20 protein-coding genes are annotated in these 22484 nt (G+C 57.3%); 1 reads left to right on the forward strand and 19 read right to left on the reverse strand.

Features of this window, described 5'->3' with window-relative positions; all coding sequences use genetic code 11:
- Nucleotides 1-769 precede the first annotated feature (769 nt).
- From tyrS to infC, 16 genes are all read right to left on the reverse strand, one after another.
- Nucleotides 770-2074: a tyrosine--tRNA ligase gene (gene tyrS / locus HMPREF2682_RS06715; RefSeq protein WP_005507143.1), complete on the reverse strand. Its 1305-nt coding sequence runs from the start codon at nt 2072-2074 to the stop codon at nt 770-772.
- Nucleotides 2075-2232: 158 nt separating this feature from the next.
- On the reverse strand, nt 2233-4527 hold the full coding sequence (locus HMPREF2682_RS06720) for a HelD family protein (protein ID WP_070832653.1): 2295 nt from the start codon (nt 4525-4527) through the stop codon (nt 2233-2235).
- A 203-nt stretch (nt 4528-4730) separates the two neighbouring features.
- Nucleotides 4731-5306, reverse strand: a complete 576-nt coding sequence (locus HMPREF2682_RS06725; protein WP_070832657.1) for an adenine phosphoribosyltransferase — start codon at nt 5304-5306, stop codon at nt 4731-4733.
- A gap of 134 nt (nt 5307-5440) precedes the next feature.
- Nucleotides 5441-7030, reverse strand: coding sequence for an AMP-binding protein (locus tag HMPREF2682_RS06730; protein ID WP_070832660.1), 1590 nt, complete (start codon nt 7028-7030; stop codon nt 5441-5443).
- A 153-nt stretch (nt 7031-7183) separates the two neighbouring features.
- Complete coding sequence (locus HMPREF2682_RS06735; RefSeq protein WP_049341759.1) at nt 7184-7669, reverse strand: arginine repressor; 486 nt, start codon at nt 7667-7669, stop codon at nt 7184-7186.
- A 398-nt stretch (nt 7670-8067) separates the two neighbouring features.
- Nucleotides 8068-8862 (reverse strand): hypothetical protein, encoded by a 795-nt coding sequence (locus HMPREF2682_RS06740; protein WP_049341758.1) that lies wholly within the window; start codon nt 8860-8862, stop codon nt 8068-8070.
- Nucleotides 8863-9054: 192 nt separating this feature from the next.
- On the reverse strand, nt 9055-11625 hold the full coding sequence (gene pheT, locus HMPREF2682_RS06745) for a phenylalanine--tRNA ligase subunit beta (protein ID WP_070832661.1): 2571 nt from the start codon (nt 11623-11625) through the stop codon (nt 9055-9057).
- 3 nt (nt 11626-11628) lie between these two features.
- Nucleotides 11629-12756 carry a phenylalanine--tRNA ligase subunit alpha gene (gene pheS, locus HMPREF2682_RS06750; RefSeq protein WP_070594156.1) on the reverse strand — a complete coding sequence of 376 codons (1128 nt, stop codon included), beginning with the start codon at nt 12754-12756 and terminating at the stop codon, nt 11629-11631.
- Nucleotides 12757-12993: 237 nt separating this feature from the next.
- Nucleotides 12994-13515 carry a hypothetical protein gene (locus HMPREF2682_RS06755; RefSeq protein ID WP_049338512.1) on the reverse strand — a complete coding sequence of 174 codons (522 nt, stop codon included), beginning with the start codon at nt 13513-13515 and terminating at the stop codon, nt 12994-12996.
- Nucleotides 13516-13828: 313 nt separating this feature from the next.
- Complete coding sequence (locus HMPREF2682_RS06760) at nt 13829-14311, reverse strand: (deoxy)nucleoside triphosphate pyrophosphohydrolase (RefSeq protein ID WP_049338511.1); 483 nt, start codon at nt 14309-14311, stop codon at nt 13829-13831.
- A 16-nt stretch (nt 14312-14327) separates the two neighbouring features.
- A complete protein-coding gene (locus HMPREF2682_RS06765) occupies nt 14328-15143 on the reverse strand; it encodes a DUF421 domain-containing protein (RefSeq protein WP_049345309.1) in 816 nt (271 codons plus the stop codon).
- Nucleotides 15144-15161: 18 nt separating this feature from the next.
- Nucleotides 15162-16082 carry a cation diffusion facilitator family transporter gene (locus HMPREF2682_RS06770; RefSeq protein WP_070832663.1) on the reverse strand — a complete coding sequence of 307 codons (921 nt, stop codon included), beginning with the start codon at nt 16080-16082 and terminating at the stop codon, nt 15162-15164.
- A 99-nt stretch (nt 16083-16181) separates the two neighbouring features.
- Nucleotides 16182-17183 carry a TrmH family RNA methyltransferase gene (locus HMPREF2682_RS06775; protein WP_070832666.1) on the reverse strand — a complete coding sequence of 334 codons (1002 nt, stop codon included), beginning with the start codon at nt 17181-17183 and terminating at the stop codon, nt 16182-16184.
- 118 nt (nt 17184-17301) lie between these two features.
- Nucleotides 17302-17682: a 50S ribosomal protein L20 gene (gene rplT / locus HMPREF2682_RS06780; RefSeq protein ID WP_005507127.1), complete on the reverse strand. Its 381-nt coding sequence runs from the start codon at nt 17680-17682 to the stop codon at nt 17302-17304.
- Between the two features lie 114 nt (nt 17683-17796).
- The gene (gene rpmI / locus HMPREF2682_RS06785) at nt 17797-17991 is read right to left on the reverse strand and encodes a 50S ribosomal protein L35 (protein WP_004006287.1); all 195 of its coding nucleotides are present in this window, start codon (nt 17989-17991) and stop codon (nt 17797-17799) included.
- A 197-nt stretch (nt 17992-18188) separates the two neighbouring features.
- Entirely contained in the window at nt 18189-18890 is a 702-nt protein-coding gene (infC, locus tag HMPREF2682_RS06790; protein WP_005507875.1) for a translation initiation factor IF-3, read from the reverse strand.
- A gap of 293 nt (nt 18891-19183) precedes the next feature.
- On the opposite strand from infC, the gene HMPREF2682_RS06795 reads away from it, so the two are divergent.
- Entirely contained in the window at nt 19184-19606 is a 423-nt protein-coding gene (locus HMPREF2682_RS06795; protein WP_012903892.1) for a DUF1844 domain-containing protein, read from the forward strand.
- A 248-nt stretch (nt 19607-19854) separates the two neighbouring features.
- On the opposite strand, the gene HMPREF2682_RS06800 is transcribed toward HMPREF2682_RS06795, so the two are convergent.
- The 3 genes from HMPREF2682_RS06800 to HMPREF2682_RS09295 form a co-directional block, all read right to left on the reverse strand.
- Nucleotides 19855-20637, reverse strand: a complete 783-nt coding sequence (locus HMPREF2682_RS06800; RefSeq protein ID WP_049341739.1) for a HisA/HisF-related TIM barrel protein — start codon at nt 20635-20637, stop codon at nt 19855-19857.
- On the reverse strand, nt 20637-21395 hold the full coding sequence (locus HMPREF2682_RS06805) for a type 1 glutamine amidotransferase family protein (RefSeq protein ID WP_070832669.1): 759 nt from the start codon (nt 21393-21395) through the stop codon (nt 20637-20639). Before HMPREF2682_RS06805 ends, HMPREF2682_RS06800 begins: the two co-directional genes overlap by 1 nt.
- Nucleotides 21396-21514: 119 nt before the next feature.
- Nucleotides 21515-22168, reverse strand: coding sequence for a LysM peptidoglycan-binding domain-containing protein (locus tag HMPREF2682_RS09295; RefSeq protein WP_083321772.1), 654 nt, complete (start codon nt 22166-22168; stop codon nt 21515-21517).
- Between the last annotated feature and the right edge of the window lie 316 nt (nt 22169-22484).

A 22484-nucleotide genomic window follows, 5' to 3' on the forward strand; every position in this document is an offset into this window, starting at 1 on the left:
GTTCTCAAGCAACACACCGATTCAACACCTTGACTCCTTCATTCGAAGGATGTCTTACCGTTGAACGGTCATTCATGTTATTTTCATTGTTACCGCGTTCCCGCGGCAACTCAATCAACTATACCAGCGTTTCGTTTGCCATGCAAATCCGTTTTCCGTGATTCACACCACAATGTTTCTTTCCTAAACTCCTCCAACATCACCAACAGGCAAATCGGATTTCCTTCAAGCAAGAAACCAAAACACTATACAATTGAAAGTCATTCAACCGCTTCTGACTAGGAGAAACACCGAAGAAGTTCTTCGTTTTTTCCTCCTCGCCGCGGCGACTCATACAACTATACAGATGCCGAAATGGGTCTGCAACCCGAAATAGGGTGAAGTAGACCACAAATAAGGCCTTGAAAGGGTCTCAAACACCCTCACAAACACCAAACTACCTAGTCAGTGCGTTTTATGGGTACTAAAAAATCTTCAAAAAACTTCCAAAAAACCTCAAAAATCTGCGAATTCCCCTTTCGGGAGCCCCAAAACAGGGTCGAAAGGCGCCCAAAGCCCTCGCCAACAAAGACAAACCAAGAAACCCCAGAGCCAGAGGGCAGCAGAGCGATACAAGAAGAGCCCCTCCTGACGGAGGGGCTCTGTGTATATAGGGAATGTATATAGGGAACAGAAAAGGAGGGGCACTCCCCCACCGAACATTCAGTACCGAACACTCAGCAGAGAAGATCCCCTCCCCCTCTATATGTATAGAGAAAGTCAGAAAAGACTAAACAAGCTCTACAGCGCCCTGGTTCTTCTTGCCACGGCGAACCATCGCAAAACGACCGTGCAGCAGATCATCCTTAGAAATCGCTGCGTCCTCGCCCTGAACCTTCACGCCGTTCACCGAAGCGCCGCCCTCCTTCAGAATGCGACGAGCCTCAGAGTTAGACTTCGCAAAGCCCAGCTCAGTCAGAACAGAAATCATGTCCAGACGGTCCTCGGACAGCTTAGCCGAAGGAAGCTCAGCAACCACAGACTCCAAGGTAGCCTCATCCAGAGCAGCGAAATCGCCCTTACCAAACAAAGCCTCCGAAGCAGCCACAGCCTGATCAGTAGCCTCAGTACCGTGAACCAGCGAAGTCACCAGGTACGCCAGAGTCTTCTGAGCCTCACGCTTAAACGGCTCCTTCTCAACCTTCTCCGCAAACTCAGCAATCTCAGCACGAGTCAAGAAAGTAAAGACCTTCAGACGATCCAGCACATCCGCATCCGCAGTGTTCAGCCAGAACTGGTAGAAAGCGTACGGCGAGCACATCTGCGGGTTCAGCCAAATAGCGTTACCCTCGCTCTTACCGAACTTAGTGCCATCAGAGTTAGTAATCAGCGGGGTACCAATAGCGTGAACGCTCTTACCCTCCACCTTACGAATCAGCTCGGTACCGCTGGTCAGGTTACCCCACTGATCAGAACCACCGGTCTGCAGAGTACAACCGAAACGACGGTTCAGCTCCAAGAAGTCCAAGCCCTGCAGAATCTGATACGAAAACTCGGTGTACGAAATGCCCTCATCAGAGTTCAGGCGCTTCGCAACAATCTCCTTCTTCACCATGGTGCCCACGCGGAAATGCTTACCAACATCGCGCAGCAGCTGCAGAGCAGACATCTGACCGCTCCAGTCCAAGTTATTCACCATGCGGGCAGCGTTCTCACCCTCGAAAGAGAGGAAACGCTCAATCTGAGCACGCAGAGACTTAACCCACTCAGCAACAACCTCAGGAGAGTTCAGCACACGCTCAGAAGTCTGACGCGGATCACCAATCAAACCGGTGAAACCACCCACCAGACCCAGCGGCTTGTGACCAGCCAGCTGCAGACGACGCATCACCAGCAGCTGCACCAGGTGACCCAGGTGCAAAGAAGCCGCAGTCGGATCATAACCCGTATAGAAAGTCAGGCTCTCCTCGCTCAGCGCCTTCTCCAGAGCAGCCTCATCAGTGCTCACGTGCACCAGGCCGCGCCACTTCAGCTCCTGCCAAATATTCTCGAAGGTATCGTCATTATGCTGCGCGTTGAGGATCTCGGCAGACATGCTTCTCCCATTCACAAGGTAACAACGCCCGAAGGCGCTCGAACAAAATATGTAACAAGCCTAGCACCGCACCGGCACAAACGCTCAGAAAAACCCAGGCGAGCGCCCAAACCGGTGCGGCACCGGCTCAAAGAAATAACAAGAAAGGTACTACAGAGCTACAGACCCGCGGGCATCCGCGAACCCACCATGTGCAGGCGCTGAGTCGGACGAGTCATCGACACGTACAAGTCACCCACAGCACCATCAGCATCATCGATCAGCTGCTGCGGCTCAACAATCACCACAACATCAAACTCAAGGCCCTTCGCCTCCCACGGAGTCAGAACCAGCACCTGATTCTCCAACGCAGTCTGCGCGGTACCCGTACGATCAGCATGAGCACGAGCCACGGCCTGAGCCGTCTGAACATACAGGCTCGGCGGGCACACCACACCAATCAGAGCGCCGCCCGAATGAGCGACTTCCTCGCTGACCACGGACACGGTCTGCTCCACAACAGACTCGGCGGCAACCTCATGAACCAGCGGAGGCCACTGGCCCTCACGCACCGCACGAGGTGCAGACACCTCATAACCAGCAGCCTGAGCAACCGATACCGCTGCCTCAGCAATCTGAGCCGGAGTACGGTAATTAATCGTCAGCTCCTCCAGAGTGAAACGCTCACCCACAAACGGCTCCAACGCCTGCGACCACGACGAAGCAGCCGCAGCAGAAGAGGCCTGTGCAATATCGCCCACAATCGTAAACGACTTCATCGGGCAACGACGCATCAGCAAACGCCACTGCATGGGCGAGAGCTCCTGGGCCTCATCCACCACAATATGGCCATACGCCCACGTACGATCAGCAGACGCCGCAGCCGCAGCAGTCATACGCTCGCCACGAACCTCATTCATCATCGCAATCTGCTCAGGAGTAATCACGCCATCAGCGCCAATATCCTCCAGCGACTGGTGAACATTCTCCAAAGCCTTCGCCGCATTCTCAAGGTTCGCACGATGCTCCGCCGCAGCACGAGCCGCAGCAGCCGCACCGGTCACCTTCGAAAAATCACCCAAAAGCTCAGCAGCCTCATCCAGCAGAGGAACATCAGCCTCCGTGAAGGGGGCATCCGCCGGGCGAGCCAGCAGCTCACGCTCAGCCTTCGACAACTCACGAGTCGCAGACTCCAGATAGTGCGGCTTCGAAAACAGCGAGCGCAACAGAGTCTCCGGCGACAGCGGCATCCACGCCAGGTTCAAGGCACGGCGCACATCCATCGAAGCACGCACATCATCTTGCAGATACGGACGCTCCACCACACGACCCGCCGCACGGTTCAGCTGATCATCCAGCTTCGCGGTCAGCTCCTTCAACAGAATCTTCACGAACGTCTCACGAGCCTCATTATGCGGCTTGCCCGTCGAACGAGCACGAGAACGAGCCGAACGAACCATCTCCGGAGTCAGCTCAACATCAGTACCCTCAACATTCAGACGCTGAACCTGAGCCGGCACCTTCTGACGATCCGCCACCGCACGTTTAATAACCTTCACCATGCGCAAATCGCCCTTCAACGCGGCAACCGCGCGGTCCTTCTCAGGCACAGCACGCAGACCCGGGTACAGGGTCGCCAACGAAGCCATCACCACGCCGGTCTCACCCAGCGACGGAAGCACACGCTCGATGTACCACATGAACGAATTCGACGGACCAACCACCAGCACGCCAGCCTTCGACAGGCGCTCACGGTTCGTGTACAGCAGGTACGCCGCACGATGCAGCGCCACAGCAGTCTTACCGGTACCGGGACCACCCTGCACAACACGCACGCCCGGTAGCTCCGAGCGGATAATCGCATCCTGCTCAGCCTGAATCGTCGCCACAATATCACCCATGCGGCCGGTACGCTTCTTATTCAACGCCGCCAACAGAGCACCCTCACCGTGGAGAGTGTTCTCATCCTGCAGCATCTCCGAATCGAAGACCTCATCCTCAATATTTACGACAGTGCGGCCCTCAAGCATCAGGTGACGGCGGCGGCGCACACCCATCGAGTGGAAAGCAGTCGCCTGATAGAACGTACCCGCCTCCGGGGCACGCCAGTCCATCAGCAGACGCTGCTGATTGCTATCCGTAATACCAATACGACCGATATAACGCACCGCATCAGCGCCCTCACGGTCCATATCCAGTCGGCCAAACGTCAGACGAGAATCCACAGCATTCAGCTGCGCCAAACGATCCTCATAGTGAGTAGCAAAAGAGTCACGCTCCGAACGGTTCTGATGACCGCCCACCGCCTGATTCTTACGCACAGCAGCCAGCTTCTCAGCCGTCTCCTCACGGAGCTCATCCAGGCGAGCATACACGCGAGCAACATACCCACGCTCCGCAGCCATCTGCTCAGCAAACAGCTTCTCAGCCGCCGAAGAATCAGCAGACTGCTGGGGTAAAGATTCAGATGACACGTAAGCTCCTTAAACCTATGGTGTCTCAAAGACAGGGTGCGACAGGCACCCAAAAATACGGGTCACTATTTTACAGGACAGGCTCCGAAGGGCAGAAATATTACCCCCACAGAAAAGTGCCCCACCGGCTCAACCGGCGGGGCACCCCTCATCACTATCAGCTACACACGCCCAAACGGCGGTACACCTCAAACTCTATAAAACTACTTCGACGGCAGCGGGTACTCAGACACCAAGCTCAGCGTCTCAAGATGGTAACCGTCCAGCGCCTCACGACCGCCCAGACCATCCAGCTCCAGAAGAGCGCCAACGCCGGCAACCTTCAGGTTCGCACGCTCCACCAGCTTCGCGGCAGCCACCAGGGTACCGCCAGTCGCCAGCAGATCATCCAACAGAAGAACACGAGTACCCGGCGCGAAATCGTTACAGTGAATCTCAATCGCCGCGCTACCGTACTCCAGCGCATACTCCTCACGGTACGTCTCACGCGGAAGCTTACCCGCCTTACGAACCGTCATAATGCCGGTGCCCGTAGCGTACGCGAGCGCAGAAGCCAGCAAGAAACCGCGAGCCTCAACACCAGCCACCACATCAAACTGACCCTCAAAACGAGTAGCCAGCTCATCAATGCACGCTTTGAACACCTCAGCATTAGCGAAGAGAGTGGTCACATCGTAAAAGAGGATGCCCTCATGCGGGTAATTCGGAATCGTAGCGCAAGCAGCCGGAATCAACTGCTCAATAGGGGTTCGCGAAGCCTCAGAAGCGGGAACGCTCATGCTCTCTCTTTCGTGAAGGGGATAGCCCCGGAAAAACGCCCGGGAACAATAACGCGGTAGAAGCCGCCTACAAAATTCTACCCCCCTTCACCCGCGCTTGTCCTCAGATGAGCGCCAAGAACCGCATACCGGGACTAGCCCCGCTGAATCACAACCCGCAAGTCACGCTTAAGAATCTTGCCGGTCGGCCCCAGCGGCATGCTCTCCACCATCACGTAGCGGCGAGGATACTTATACGCCGCCAAACGAGTACGCGCCAACGCATTCAACTCCGCCTGCAGCACACCCTCATCAGTACCCGGACGCGGCATCACCACGGCGACAATCTCCTCGCCCACGCGCTCATCCGGCACGCCCAACACAGCTACCGACTGCACCTGCTCATGGGTATAGAGAACATCCTCAATCTCACGCGGATACACCGAATAGCCGTTACGCAGAACCATGTCCTTAATACGGTCCACAATAAAAATATTGCCCTGCTCATCAACACGAGCAACGTCGCCGGTCGCAAACCACTCGCCGTCAAAAACCTCAGCAGTAGCTGCAGGATTATTCCAGTAGCCAGCCATCACATTCTCGCCGCGTACCCACAGCTGACCACTCACACCCGGCGCGCACTCGGAACCCTGCGGGCAACGGACCTGTACCTGCACGCCCGGCAGCACACGACCTACCGAGCCGAGCACCATGCCGAACTCCGCCTGATTAAACGAAACCACCGGCGACGTCTCGCTCAAACCGTAACCCTCATACACCGGGCACTCAATCAGCGTTTTCAACGCAGAATGCACCGGCGCAGGCAGCGGCGAACCACCCGAAATACCGAAACGGATGCGACCACGCAGCGAGCGCGCACGCTCAGGCTCAGCTTCCAGCGCCGCCGCCAACGACACATACATGCTCGGGACCGCAGCCAACACCGACACCCCGGCACGCTCCATCAGATTCAGCGCGTCATCAGGGGTAAAACGCGGCAGCAAAGCCACCGTAGCCGACGCCGCAAACGCCGCGTTCATCGACACCGTCTGACCAAACGCATGGAACAGCGGAAGACCACCAAAAATGACGTCCTCAGCGGTGAAACCAAAAACGCTCACGCAGCTACGAGCATTCGAGAGGATATTCGCGTGAGTCAGCGTCGCGCCCTTAGGTTTGCCCGTCGTACCCGAAGTGTAGAGAATAATCGCCGGATCACTCGCCGCCACCGGGACAGGCTCTAGAACAGCAGCTGACAGCGCACTATCGGCAGGTGCCTCAAAAGGAGCCACCGGTGAGCCCTCTCCCCCGGTGAAAATCTCGCAACGAACCGAACCGTTCTTCACCGGCACCGTCGAGGGTGCCTCCGACGCCAGACGAGTACCCGCAAAAGCAAAAAGCACCTTCGCCCCGCTATCGCGCAGATGATACTCCAGCTCAGCGCCCGACAACAGCGGATTCAACGGAACACAAATCGCACCCGCAGCCACAATGCCGTAATACAGTGCAGGCATCAACGCCACATTCGGCATAGACAACGCCACACGGTCACCACGCTCAACACCGAGCGCCGCCAAATGACGCTGAACCTGCGCGGCCGCAGACGCCAACTGCGCGTAGCTCACCACCTGCATATCAGCAGAGTCAGAAGCCGGAATCGTCAAAGCCGCCTTAGCCCCAGAACCGGAAGCAGCCTCCGCCAAAAGGTAGGCAATATTGTTCGCTGAATCGTGTATTTCAGACATGATAGAAAACTCTCACCACAGAAAAATCGGTATATCTAGAAAAAGAGAAGCCGAGCTAGAAGCCCGCAAAAAGAGCCCGAAGACAGCAGAAGGGCGTACCTTCAACCGTTCCCCCGAAACATCAGAAGAACAGCGCAAGATACGCCCCAACTACTACTGAGCAGCAGACCAATCCAAGAAGCTCTCGGCAAGCGCAGCCCCACCATTGGGGTCACGAGTAATCACTATTACCGTATCGTCACCGGCAATAGTGCCCATAATCGCTTCAAGACCGCCCTGATCAATAGACGAAGCCAAGAACTGCGCAGCACCCGGAGGAGTACGCAGAACCGTAATATTCGCCGAACCCTCAGCGGTAATCAGCAGCTCCTTAAACAGGGAAATCATACGGGCATCAGGTGCAGTGCCGCCGCCACGACGAGCAGGGTAATTCGGCACAGCATAAATCAAGCCGGCGCCTTCATCACGGATGCGCTCAGCGCCAATTTCAACAAGATCACGGGAAAGGGTCGCCTGAGTAACCTTCATACCATCATCGGTCAGGTACTGCGCCAGTTCAGCCTGGGAGCGGATACGTCGGGTCTGCAGCAATTCAACGATGCGTGCCTGACGCGCGATCTTGGTCGAGGGGAAAGGCATAATATCTCTTCTTCCTACGGTGCCAATCACGAATTCAGAACGGAGCTGCCCAACGGTGGCGCAGCGCAACATTCTTTACTACCCAAGATAATACATATGCACATAAATATGCGCATCAAATATGGATTATTCCAAGATATGGGGGAATTTTCAGGGTTTATCTCACCAGCTGTCACACTAAACGCCGCGAATGTAGCGTGTATCTACACATTCGGGCGCATAACCTCGCAATGAATGCATAGCGTGCAAGAACATTGTGGGCTGGCGCGTTGCGCCGGTCAAGAGACTTTCCGGTAGGCGAGCGCGAAAAAGGAGCCCGCCTCCAGCAACACCACGTGCGCCAGAAACAGGCTCCCTCAACAAAACGTCAACCGGCCAATCCTCAAGATTCAGAACGCCTAGCGCTCGTCCTCCACCAGACCGTCCAGGTCCTCATACTCGACATCGCGCGAACGGCGGTTCAGCCACACAGCAAAACCCATACCCAGCAGAAGCACCAGCACCGCACCAACAATACTTGCGATACCGGTAAAACGCTCAGCATTCACGCTGTCCTCAGTCACAGGCTTCAACGTGCCCTTCTCAGCGGTGTAGACGACCTCAAGGTTGCCGTCCTTTTCCACCAACAGGCCATCCACCTCACGCGGGAACTCCGAGGGAACATCACCAGTCTGCGAACCTCGGAACTCAATCGGAGCGCCCGAAGTCACCTGATACTTATCCTTCAGGTTCGACACATACGTCTTACCATTCAGCGCGTCATCAGCCGGCAGGTTGCCCTTATAACGAGCCACATTGCCCTTCGTAATCAGGTCAGGAGTCAAATCCTGATAAGTGCCCTGAATAACCCAGCTCTTACCGGCATACTCGGCGTTATTATTCACCGACGCAAAAGCACGAACACCCGCAATAGCCAAAACAATGGAAAGAATAACCGCAACGACAGCAGAAAGAACCGACAGCCAGTTCACGCCCGGACGGTCATCCAGCTCTTCCTCACTCATCGCGAAAAGAGAGGAGTTCTCTTCCTCATCGTCGTAATCCTCGTACTCGTCGTACTCCTCATACTCGGAATCCTCGTACTGAGAATCACCGTACTCAGAATCCTCGTACTGGGAATCCTCAAAGTAGGTTTCTTCGACCTCAGACTGCGACAGCTCATCCTGTTCGCGCGAGTTCTCTCGATTAGCCATTACTCTCTCCCTCACTTCATCTATCTTCTAGGGTACCCATAACCACATGAGTTCACCAATGAAAGCGCTTATCAACGCTTCATAAACCAACCCAGCAGGTAAACCCACCACGCAACGCCAAAAGCTACGGGGTGGGAGCCAACAACTCCCACCCCGTCAGCACTAGGCATTACGCCATAGGGTTAGACCCGGTTAGACACGCGGTTCCGCACCCAGCTGCTCAACAGCCGCAGCCACAGCAGCCTCACGAGCAGCCGACGCCTCATCAGCAGTCAGCGTACGATCCGGTGCGCGGAAACGCAGAGCAAACGCCAAAGACTTCTTCGACTCATCAATACCGACACCGCGGTAATCATCAAAGACGCGGATGTCCTCCAGCAGCTCGCCAGCGCCCTCACGCAGAACACGCTCCACCTCAGAAGCAGGCAGATCGCGGTCCACCAGAAGCGCCACGTCCTGAGTAGCAGCCGGGAAAGTCAGCACCGGAGTAGCCTGACGCGCCTCAACACGACCAGCAAACAGCGCCGAGAAATCCAGCTCAAACGCGCAGGTACGCTCAGGCAGGTTCAGCTCCTGCAGAAGCTTCGGGTGCAGTTCACCAGCAAAACCAACACGCTCACCGGCAGCGTTCAGAACCTCAGCCACACGGCCCGGGTGGAACGCAGTGTGCACACCGTTACGCACCTGAATCTCAGCCGAAACAGCGTCAGCAACCAGACGCACGGCGTCCAGAGCGTCACGCCAATCGAAAGCGCGCGGAGTAGCACCGGGCATCACCTCATGCTCAGTACCAGCAAACAGGCCAGCAATGAAAGTGGGCTGATGCGGAATACCGGCGTTCAAATCAGCCAGAACCTCATTCGAAGGACGAGCACCCAGCGGCGGAATGGACTCCGAACCCAGCTGCTCACCCGGAATGAACACGTGACCCGCCTCAAAAATAGCCAGGTTCTTGAAACCGCGAGACAGGTTACGCTTCAGAACCTCAACCAGACCCGGCAACAGCGAACGGCGCATCCAGCCCTCAGCCGAAGAAATCGGGTTCTCCAGGCGAACCGAAGGAACCTCAGTTACCGGGTTCTCAGGGGTGCTCACCCACGGAGCCGACCACAGGTTGTTCGCATCAGCCGACACGAAGGGGTACGCGAAAACCTCAGTCAGACCCGAAGCCGCCAGCGCGTTCAGCGCACGACGCTTACCCGCCTGCTCCGGAGTGTAACCGCGACCCGCAGGAGCCACCGGCAGAGTCGAGGGGATGTTCTCGTAACCGTCAATACGTGCGATTTCCTCAGTCAGGTCCTCCTTCGCACGCAGGTCAGTACGCCACGACGGGACAGTCACCGCGTAACCAGACTCGGTACGCTCCACCGAGCAGCCAATCTCACGCAGGCAGGACTCAATCTGCTCCGGCGAGTAATCCACGCCAATACGACCAGCAGTGTAATCAGCGGGCAGATCAATCACGACCGGCTCATAGCCGAGCGACACATCAGTAACACCCGGCTCAACCTGAGCACCAGCCAGCTCAACCAGCAGCTCAACCGCACGCTGAGCAGCCGCAGCCTGAATCTGCGGATCCACGCCACGCTCAAAACGCTTCGAGGACTCAGAAATCAGCTTGTGACGGCGAGCGGTACGAGCCACCGACACTTCATCAAAACGAGCAGACTCCACCAGAATGCGGGTAGTCGAATCGGTCACCTCAGTCGAAGCGCCGCCCATCACACCGGCAAGACCAATCACGCCGGAATCATCAGCAATGACAATATCCTCGGGGTGCAGAGTACGCTCAACACCATCCAGGGTCACCAGCTTCTCGCCAGCAGCGGCGCGACGCACCACAATCTCACCCTGAACCTTGTCAGCATCGTAGAAGTGTAGCGGCTGACCGGTCTCCAGCATCACGTAGTTCGAAATATCCACCGGCAGCGACAGCGAGCGCACACCCGCCAGACGCAGACGCGAAGACATCCAGGTCGGAACCGGCGCATCCGCCTTCACGCCCGACACCTCACGCATCACGAAACGAGTGCATGCGGGGTTACCGTGAATCGGGGCGTCATCACGCAGGACAACCGGGTGACCGGACTCGTTCGCCTCCGGGGCGCGCTCGCCGTACGCCAGCACAAAATCCTCAAAGGAAGAACCGGTAGCGTGGCACCACTCGCGAGCAATACCGCGCAGAGAGAACGCGTAACCGCGGTCCGGGGTCACGTTCACCTCAGCAGCCTGATCGTACAGGCCCAGCAGCTCCATCGCATCGGTGCCAAGCTCCGGATCCAGGCCCAGAGTCGAAAGCACCAGGATGCCGCCGTGATCATCGCCAATACCCAGCTCGCGGGTCGAAGCAATCATGCCGGCCGACTTGTGACCGTAGGTCTTACGAGCGGTAATCGCGAAACCGCCGGGCAGCACGGCGCCGGGCAGGGTCACAACAACCTTGTCGCCGGGTACGAAATTGTGGGCACCACAAATAATGCCCTGAACACCGGAAGGCTCAATGCCCTTACCGGTCAGAGTCTGCTCCTGGCCCTCCGGAACCACACGCACCTGGCACCAGTTCACGGTCTTGCCGTTAGAGTGAGTCTCCGGCTCCATAGAGAGCACCTGACCAACCACAATCGGGCCGGACAGCTCATCAGAGGGGCGGTGAACGTCTTCTTCTTCCAGGCCAACCTTCACCAGGGTCGCCATCAAATCTTCAGCCGAAGCATCCTCGGCTACAGGCACGAACTCGCGCAGCCATGACAGGGGTACACGCATAATTTAGATCTCCATCCCGAACTGCTCAGAGAAACGGATGTCGCCTTCAACCATGTCATGCATGTCAGCGACGTTGTTACGGAACATGAGGGTACGTTCAATACCCATACCGAAAGCGAAGCCCGAGTACTCCTCAGGATCAATACCCGCAGCACGCAGAACATTCGGGTTCACCATGCCGCAGCCGCCCCACTCAATCCACTGCGGGCCGCCCTTAGCGTTCGGGTGCCACAAATCCAGCTCAGCGGAAGGCTCAGTGAACGGGAAGAAGTTCGGGCGCAGGCGAATCTTAGCGTCCTCACCGAACATGGCGCGTGCCATGTACTCCAGGGTGCCCTTCAGGTCAGCCATGGTCAGGCCCTTATCCACGGCAAGGCCCTCAATCTGGTGGAAGACCGGGGTGTGGGTCGCGTCCAGCTCATCGGTGCGGTACACCTGACCCGGGCACACAATGTACAGCGGCAAATCACGCGAAAGCAGCGAGCGCATCTGCACCGGCGACGTGTGAGTGCGCAGCAGCAGGTGAGCGTTCTTCGGCTCAACGTAGAAAGTGTCCTGCATTTCGCGTGCCGGGTGATCCGGCTTAATGTTTAGAGCGTCAAAGTTGTACCACTCAGACTCCAGCTCCGGGCCGTCAGCAACTTCCCAACCCATACCGACGAAAATATCAGTCAGGCGCTCCTGCATCAGAGCAATCGGGTGGCGGCCGCCCAGGGAACGGCGAGGCGAAGCAGCAGAAACGTCCACAGCTTCCTCAGCCAGGATGCGAGCCTCACGCTCAGCCTCCAGCTCAGCGGTACGAGCCTCAATAGCCTCAGTCAGCGCCGCACGAGCCTGACCCATCAGCTTACCCACCGGGCCCTTGTGCTGGTTCTGAAGATCACGCATCTGGCGGTTAGCGATGCTCATGATGCCCTTCTCACCGAAGAAGCTCAGGCGCACCTCCTTGAGGCTGTCAAAGTCCTTAGCCTTCTCGCGAATCTCCTGGCGGGCGCGCTCACGCTCAGCCTCAAAAGCCTCACGGATAGCGTCCAAACCGTTCTCGGGGTTCTCCTCCAGAACCTGCGCAATGCGGGCGAGAACCTGAGCCGGGCCGTTAAGACCCTCGTGTTCCTGCACGGAATCGGTCATTGTCACTCTTCTCTGCATACCACCGGCACTATGCCGGCTGGCTCGTTATACACCTTAGGTAGCACCGTCTGCTCTCCCCCGGCTACCCACACAGGGTGCGGAACAGGGGTAAGGCGACGGGCGCATATCCTATCCATTTTAGACCAGAGAAGGAAGCGCAAACAGCAGAACGCCCGGATAGTCCATCCGGGCGTTCTAGAGTATATCTTTTCAACAACAGGGTTGAAGAGGGTACTTCTACTTCAGAGCCTGCTTCACAGCCGGGTCAAAAGAAGCACGAATCCACAGCACGTTCGCAATGAACCATGCCGCGTACAGGGGCACGAAGCCGTAGCGCTGAGCGTCAATGACATTACCAATCAGAGACAGAATCGCCACGAACGCACCCAGAATCGCAAAAATCAGACCAACAGTCAGGCCCAGACGCTTGCCCTTCTGAATTGTGAAGTACACCCAAATGTACACAACCGCAGAAACAACCAGCAGGCCGATACCGCCTGCAACGCCGAACTCCGGCAGACCCTTCAGCGGGGACAGGTTATCCGGTGCGAACGAGGAAATAACACCGTGGATCAAGCAGAGCAGTGCGGAGACAATCATAATCTCCTGCAGACGCAGAATCTTCGGGTGCTTGGTCGGCGAATGGAACAGAATTCCGCGCGGCTCAGCGCCGCCTTCCTGAATATAAATAGCTTGAGTGTCCGAGGGAACCGCGTCGGAGCGGTAGGCACCCGGATCAAACGGGGGTTGAGCAGTCATCATTGTCTCCCAATACGTATGTGATTTCTCCCTCAATACTACCCGCCTACCGGAAGGTTTCCAAAGTATGTATCCGTGTCGAACCCATATATGACAAATTCCCCTCCCCAACAAACACACAAGTCAGGATTACACGGCGCATAAATCCCCCTCAAAATATGAATAAAGGCGGGACTCCCCACAGGGAATCCCGCCTTCAAACAGTGCCAAAAAAGATAGAGAAAATTTATCCTGTTACCGCCGCGAACATGTCACATAACGGTGACTTAGCCTCGCAACGAACTAGCGCAGAGCATTAGGTCAGACCTTGGGTCTACGCCTCACCAGTGCCAGTGTCCTGCAGCTGCTGCAGGAGCGCTTCCACAATCGGCAAATCCGCCGGAATCCACGGCAAACCCAGCAAATCATCGTACGCCTGCGCGTCATCCTTAGACTTCGGCAGCGGCATCCACCGCAGCGCGCTGTGATCTTCCAAAGTATCCGGAGTACCCGAAAGAATCTCCGCAAAGAACACGCGCATCGCCAGACGCTCGCTCAGACGCCAGCCCTGCGGGTACGCGCCGGGCACCTCAGCACCCAAACGCGCCTGCACGCCCAGCTCCTCCTTCAACTCACGCACCAGCGCCTGCTCGCAGCTCTCCCCCGGCTCGACCTTACCGCCCGGGAACTCCCACATGCCGGCAACAGTCTGCGGCTCAGAACGCTGAGCCACCAGCATACGGGTCGGAGCCACCAAAGAATCAACCACGGCGGCGCCAACCACCTGAACCTCAAACGAGGGCGACACTTCACTCATCTTTCTCTACCTTCTTCTACGCTTTAGAATCCTTCATCGGATGCGCATCTTCAGCAGCGTGCTCCGCTACTTCCTTCTCTGCATCCTCAGTATCCTCAGGCTCAGGAGCTTCCTCCACGCCTTCCTGCCACTCTTCTTCCTCATCATTCATATTCGAGGCTTCTGCCACCTCACGGCGAATATTAGTGCCGTCATTCAGCAGAATCAGAAGGCGGTTACCGTTCTTGAACTCCATGAGGAAGACATCCTCAAGCTCGACCTCAGCGGCACGCAACTGTAGGTACACCCAATCCTCGGTCTTGTGCGCATCCGCGATATCGCGAGTGACCAAGCTACCCTTCACAATCAGAGCAAAGTTCGGCACACCGTCACCCTTACGGATCACGCTCAGCGCACCGTTCGGTTCAATCTGAGCGAACTCAATGTCTTCCAGGTCGTAAATACCCTGCGCACGAAGGTCAGCAATCAGGCGCATCGGATCAAGAACCACATCTGCCTGCTGGAAGCTCTTAATATCGATATCACCATCCGTAATGACCGGCACGCGCTGCTCACGCACCGCCATATGCAGAAAACGAATCTTCGTGGTCGCCACGTTCAGCAGCTGAATCATGCACAGCGTAAACACCATGTAGATGACAAAGTAGAACAGGCTAATCTGCTCGCTGTACAACACGCCACCGAACACACCACCGATGACAAAGTTACCGATGGTATCAATCGGGGTCTGGTGCCCCGCCTGAGAACGGTGAGTCAGACGCAGGTACACCAAAAGAATGATCAGGCCAACGAAAATCTTTAGCAAACGATAAACGATCATCTCAACGGTCATAACAAAAATCTCCTAGAACTAAGCCCGGAAAATATCCGGCTCCAAATAAATGATGCGTGCCGCAGGAATAGCCTCGCGAATACGAACCTCAGCCGCGTCAATCTCATCAGCCACCGCACGACCAGTGTCAGCATCATGAATGCGAATCTTTGCCGCCACCAGAATCTCCTCAGGACCCAGGTGCACAGTCTTAATGTGGATAATGCGCTCGCTGTCGCCATCCTCAATCGCCGCGCGAATCTTCGCCAAATCCTCCGGAGAAGCAGCCTCACCCAAAATCAGGGACTTCATCTCCACCGCAAGGAACACAGCAATAAAGACCAGCAGCACACCAATAGCCAGGGTGCCGAACGCATCCCACAGGCCATTACCGGTCAGTAGGGTCATTCCCACACCAATCAGGGCCAGCAGCAGACCGACCAGTGCGCCCGCATCCTCAAGCAGAAGCACCGGAAGCTCCGGGTTCTTCGAGGTGCGCAGGAAACGCAGCCAGCCCTGCTTACCCTTCAGGCCGCTGGATTCCTTGACAGCCACGCGGAAGGAATTACCCTCCAGCAGAATCGAGCCCACCAACACGGCCACCGGAACCCACTGCCACTCGGTAATACCGTGCGGGTCGTGAAGCTTCTCGAAACCCTCATACAGGGCGAACAGACCGCCCAGTGCAAAGATGATAATCGAGACGATGAACGCGTAAATGTAACGGTTACGGCCGTAACCGAACGGGTGCTCCTCGTCGGCCTGCTTGCGGGAGGCGCGGCCACCCAAAAGAAGCAGAACCTGGTTACCGGAGTCAGCCACCGAGTGGATGCCCTCGGCCAACATCGACGAAGAACGAGTCAGCGCAAAAGCCAAAAACTTCAGCACCGCAATACCCAGATTCGCGCCCAGCGCGGCAATAATCGCGCCCGAACCCGAATGACCAGAAGGAGCAGACATAATTTCCCTTTCTACAGCCCTAAACCAAAACTCTAAAACCTATGAGGCGAAGGCGGCCCGCCGCTGTATCACAGCCACGAACCGCCCAACCAAGAAAACCTAGCCAGATACGCCGCGCTGAGCCATCGCCGAAGCATACAGGCACACAGCAGCAGCCGTACCCACATTCAAAGACTCAGCCGAACCATAGACAGGAACAGCCACACGCATGGTCGCCGCTGCCTTCTCTTCAGCGTTCAGGCCCTGAGCTTCATTCCCGAAAAGCCACATTGTCGGCTTCGAAAGATCAAAATTACCCTTCACACCGGAGGGGGCGCTCGCCTCCGCACCGGCACGACGAGCCGCAGTGTACTCACTCAGCTCCTGCAGATTCACCGCACCATAGCCATCAGCAGCCAGCACAGCAGTACCCTGAGACTTCACATCCTCCGCGAAATCCTCCAGCTGCACGCCCTGAATAATCGGCACGTGGAACAGCGAACCCGCCGTAGAACGCACCGTCTTCGGGTTATACAAATCCACCGAACCCTTAGTCGTAATCACCAGGTCCGCGCCGGCCGCATCAGCCACACGAAGAATAGTGCCCGCATTACCCGGATCCTGCACACGAGACAGCACAGCAATCAGCTTCGGGTTCAACGCGCCCTCACCCCACAGCAGCGAGAACGACGCATCCACCATAAAGGAAACCGCAATAATACCCTGCGGGCTCACCGAATCAGCCATCGCCTCCAGCACCTCATCGGTCACCACACGCATGAAAACGCGGCGGCCCTCCTCCGGGGTGGGAGTACCGTACACCTGCTCCAGCAGCTCAGCGATATCCTCATGACGGTCAAACGCCGCCTCCGTGACATACACAGCGTCCAGAATCGGCTTCTTCAGATGCGCCTTCAACGCCTCACGCACAGCCTGCGGGCCTTCCACCAGGAACTGGCCCTTCTTCGTGCGAGTAGCGCGGGTACGCAGCTTCGCAATATCGCGCACACGATCTGCCTGCGGATTGGACATCACAACGGGGGTACTAATACGTTCAAAAAAGTTCACTCTTAAAGGGTACAGGCAAAGGCACACCCAAAAACGCAGAACAGTCACACGCACAACCCCCAGATACGCAGAAAGCGGCCGCCCACACTCAAAAGTGCAGACGGCCGCTCACGACGCTTAAGCATCCTACCCCGAACCTAGATTTTCGAGGTAAGAACACAACCTAGGCTCATTAAGCCTTGGGAGCCGAGGTATCCTCGGGCAGGTTGTTCTTAGCAATCTCAACCAGTGCGTTGAAGGCAGCGGGCTCGTTAACAGCCAGCTCAGCCAGCATACGGCGGTCAACCTCAACACCAGCAGCCTTCAGGCCCTGGATGAAGCGGTTGTAGGTCAGGCCCTGTGCGCGGGAAGCAGCGTTGATACGCTGAATCCACAGGCGACGGAAGTCACCCTTCTTCTTACGACGGTGGTCGTAGCTGTAAACCAGCGAGTGAGTGACCTGCTCCTTAGCCTTACGGTACAGGCGAGAACGCTGACCGCGGTAGCCGGATGCACGATCGAGAATAGTACGGCGCTTCTTGTGCGCGTTAACCGCGCGCTTCACACGTGCCACGTGTGTCTCCTTCGTCTTATGTCCTGAACAGCTCACATATCACGCTGAACAGGAGCGAGTCTTTAATCAGTGCGCACCACTATCAGTGCGCCAGGTGCAGAGAGTAAGCGTTGCTTACTTACCCAGCATCTTCTTGACAACCTTTGCCTGGCCGCCGGTAACGATCTGGTCAGAAGCCAGACGACGGGTCAGACGAGAGGACTTGTGCTCCAGGTAGTGGCGGCGGTTCGCCTGCTGGCGCTTAACCTTGCCGCTACCGGTGAGCTTGAAGCGCTTCTTAGCACCAGAGTGGGTCTTCTGCTTCGGCATAGCTGCCGTTCTCCTTACATTCATCCCCCGCCACAACGGCGGGGTAGCTTAGTGGGGTTGAGCGATACACGCATCAGCCCCAAGGACCAAAGGTGAGGCACCCCTAACGAGGTGCCTCGGAACCGGCACCGGGTGAACCCGCAACACCCACCCAACGGTGGAGGCGCGTGCCCATCCTAAAGTGACGACCCGGTTCCCTACTCGGCGGAAGCCTGTGCCTTCAACTCGGCAGGCATAGCGTCTGCCAAAGAATTAGTTACGGGCTTCGCCTTGGTCGTGTCAATACGCTCGCGACCCTTGCGACCGCCGGCGCCCTGCTCACGGCGAGCCTCTGCCTTACCGCGAAGCGGAGCCAGAACCATCACCATGTTGCGGCCATCCTGACGGGGGCGAGACTCAACAGTGCTCACCTCAGCCAGCTCAGCCGCCAGACGCTCCAGCAGACGCACACCCATCTCGGGGCGCTGCTGCTCACGACCACGGAACTGAATCATTGCCTTGACCTTGTCACCACCGGAAAGGAAACGACGAGCGTGTCCAACCTTGGTTTCGTAGTCGTGGGTATCAATCTTCAGGCGGAAACGGATCTCCTTCAGAACGGCATTAGCCTGCTTCTTGCGGGATTCACGAGCCTTGATTGCGGCTTCGTACTTGTACTTACCGTAATCCATGAGCTTGCACACGGGCGGCTTCGCGTTCGGGGCAACCTCGACCAGGTCGAGTTCGGCGTCCTCAGCCAGACGCAGAGCGTCCTTCAGAGGGACAACGCCTACCTGCTCGCCACCGGGACCGACAAGACGGACCTCGGGAACGCGGATACGATCGTTAATGCGTGGTTCGCTAATGACTAGCTCCTGTGCTCTGTGGGTTTCCCCGTGAATACTATCCGTTGCGGGCACTAAAAAAGCCCCCGCAGTCACACAAGCGGAGGCACAAACCAGCGTACGCCGAAAGCGGCGGACGAACCCGTTCACCTTAAAACTCGCAAACTAACGTCTGCGGCGGTCAACCGGGTGGGAGGCATGCTCCACTTGCAAACTGCCTACAACCATACCGCAGAACCCCCTACAGGCGCAAGGAATTAGACGTAAAACACCATAAAAATTGCGGTCATTCACGCGGAAAGTCCACGGAGACGCCCACTCTTAAGGACGCATTTACCGAAACAAACGAAATATGAGATTCTAGGACTATGAGCACTGAAAACACGAGTTTCCGCTTCACCGCGGAAGAAGAAACCCCCGTACACGGCCACACCGAACTCACCGAAGAGCAGGTCGAAGCCGTCAACGAACAGCTGCGCGACATCGCAGACGTACCCGCCATCGAAATCATCAGCTCCGCAGCCATCCACATGATGAGCGCCGCAGCCGTCAAGTGCGGCCTGGCAGCAGACGAAAACGCCGACGACCTCAAGGACCTCGACGAAGCACGCAAGCTCATCACCGCACTGGCAGGCCTCGTCACCGCCGCAGCGCCCGAAATCGGCTCCCAGCACGCAGCACCCCTGCGCGACGGCCTGCGCACCCTGCAACTCGCATTCCGCGAAGCATCTCCCTTCCCGGACGAACCCGGCAAGGGCCCCGGCGAAAAGCTCACCGGCCCGGTGTACTAAACCAGCACGTGTGCTAAACCAACACGTGCAGTAAACCAGGACGTACGCTAAACCAGCTGGTCCACTAAGCCGCAACCTGGTTTATGTCATCACGAAGCCCCGCCTCCCTCGTACTGAGGAAGACGGGGCTTCGTCACATATAAAGCTTGTGCGAGCCTGTGCGGATAAGAAAACTACGCGGACTAGATAAGCGGGCTAGCGCGAACCGGTAGCTTTAGCGGGCACCCAATGTATCAAGAACGGTAGCTTTAGCGGGAACCAGCAGCCTCAAGAGCCTGCTCAAAACTAAAGTTACCCACATACAGCGCCTTACCCAGCACCACGCCCTCCAAACCATAAGGCACCATGGAACGCAGCTTCTCAAGATCAGCCAGCGACGCCACACCACCGGACGCCACCACCCGGCAGGCAGCCTGAGCCAGCACCTCATCCAGCAGCTCCGCACCGGGACCCGCCAGGGAACCGTCCTTGCTCACATCCGTAACGATATAGCGGCGCACGCCCGCGCTCTCCAGCCACGCCAGCGCCTCCGCCAGGTCAGGGCCCGACCAGTCGGTACCGCGAGCCACCGTCACCCAGCCCCGCTCAGGGTTATAGCGGGCATCGAGACCAAGAGCCAGAAGATCAGAATCAGCGTAACGAGCCAGAGTGCTTTCAAGCCAGGAAGAATCCGCCAGAGCCGCACTGGTCACGTTCACGCGATCCGGACTCAGGCTCAGGGCGCGCTCCAGGCTCTCAGCATTACGCACGCCGCCACTAACCTGAATACGAACCGGGGCAGAGCTCCGGGCGCTCTCTGCACGGACGGCGGCAACCACCTCAGCCAGAACCTCAGTATTCGTGCCGCGACCAAACGCCAAATCAAGGTCAACCAGGTGAATCCAGCGAGCACCAGACTTCACCCAAGTCAGAGCCGCTTCAACAGGGTCGAGGCGCTGCTCACCACCGGACAGGGTGCCACCCACCGGGCGCACCGCATAGCCTTCAGAAATATCAACAGCGGGCAGAAGTTCAAGAACGGGTGCAGACATTAGTTACCTCCCGCAGCAGTAGCGGAGTCGCCAGAAGACAGAGACTCAGAAGACAGGCGACCGGTCACCGCCAGGGACGCAACCCAGCGGCGCATAAACTCCGCCCCCAGCTCGCCAGAACCTACCGGGCAGAACTGCACCGCCGTCAGCGGACCGTTCTCAACCGCCGCGATATAGGCGGGCTCGGTGACAGTCCAAGTCACCGCGGGAGGGGCAATATATTCAATGCTCTGATCAAAAGCCCACTCAAAAACGCCGTGCTCAGATTTGAAGTGAGCCTCGCCCTCAAGATCCTTGAGCAGCGTACTATCGGAGGAAGAACGCAGGGCAGAAACACCGGGCGCCAGGTCGCGGGTAGAAAGCTCCACGCTCTCACCGGGCCACTCCCCCATGCCCTGCACCTGAACCTGCCCCATCTGCGGATGCTCCACCGTAATAGAGTCAAAGAGGCAGCTCAGTGCCGCACCGGCAACCAGCACCGGACGACCGCCGGCAACACGGCGGCCAATCACGCGCTCAGCGTCCTTAGCTTTCAGATCTTCATATGCCTCAAGAGAGCTCGCACCGCCGGTAACCACCATACCGTCAGCCTCACGCAGCTGATCAGGCACGGTAGTGACGATAACGTCCGCCCCCGCATCCTGAAGAAGCTTCACCAGGGCGCCACGAGTTCCGGGCTCGCCCAAAACGGCAACCACCGGACGAGCGGTCTGCGCGGTTTCAGTTTCGACGGGTGTGGATTCAACGGGAACAGGCATCGGTGCGCTCCTATTTCGTAGGCTCAAGAATTCGACTCAAGCGCTCTAGCTTGAGAGATAGAAGATTCGGAGTCAAGACATCAACCTCATGCAGAAGCCAACCACACGCGGGTCCATGCTTAGCGCTGAGTCTGAGGAATTTCCAGACGCTGACCGGCATCAACAGAGGTACTGGTCAACGAATTCAACTCCATAATACGAACCACAGTATCACGGGTGTCACCTTGCGGATCCACCGCCTGAGCAATATCCCACAGGGTCTCGCCGTGCTTCACCACAACGACGGTTCGAGTCACCGAAGCGTTCTCCACGGAAGCCGAAGCCGCCGGGCCAAAGAAGCTAATAGCACCGAGCACAATCAGCGCCGCCAAGGTCAGCAGAGGCAGACCCTTCAGGAAACCGCGCACAGTGCCAAGACAACGAATAGAAGAGGGAACCGCGCGCAGAAGCTCGCCACCCTTAGCCAGAAGAACACTCTTCGCGCCAGGTGCCTGAGCCGCAGAAGATGCCTGAGTAGAAACAGCAGGGGCAGAAACAGCGGGGGTAGAAACGGCGGGAGCGTGGGCAGGCTGAGCCGTCTGCGCAGGACGGGGTGCATGAGCCGCACGAGAGGAGCGAACAGACGGCGAAGACGCAGGCACATGAGAACGCCCCTGCATAGTGCGGGCGGACACGGTGCTGGCGGACGCAGTGCGGGCGGGGTGAAGTACCACCAAACCTGCCGGAAGGTGTGCAGAAGTGCCACGAGAAGCAATAGGTGCTGCAGTAGTCATTGTGGTTCCTTTCTCTCAGCTCGCCCCGGGGTTACCCCGCGGGTCTAGCAATGCCGAGCGATACCCGCTCGGAGGTCCTAGTTGAGTGATAACTATGGAGTGGTGATTGTTAGGCGATAACTATTGGGTAGCTATTCTCTAGTTAGGTCAGAGCGTCGGGTGCACCGGGCTGCGCTGGGTCGCCCCAGCACCCCATCCCCTGCGCTCTCTCTTCGCCAGATGCTCGCTAGAGCATCCGGGGTAGATCATGCGAAGAGAGAGGCAGAGGATTCGAATACATTCGAACACTCATTCACTCTCCTCTCCTGGAAGACTC

Source organism: Rothia sp. HMSC061D12, from assembly GCF_001836735.1.
Lineage (GTDB): Bacteria > Actinomycetota > Actinomycetes > Actinomycetales > Micrococcaceae > Rothia.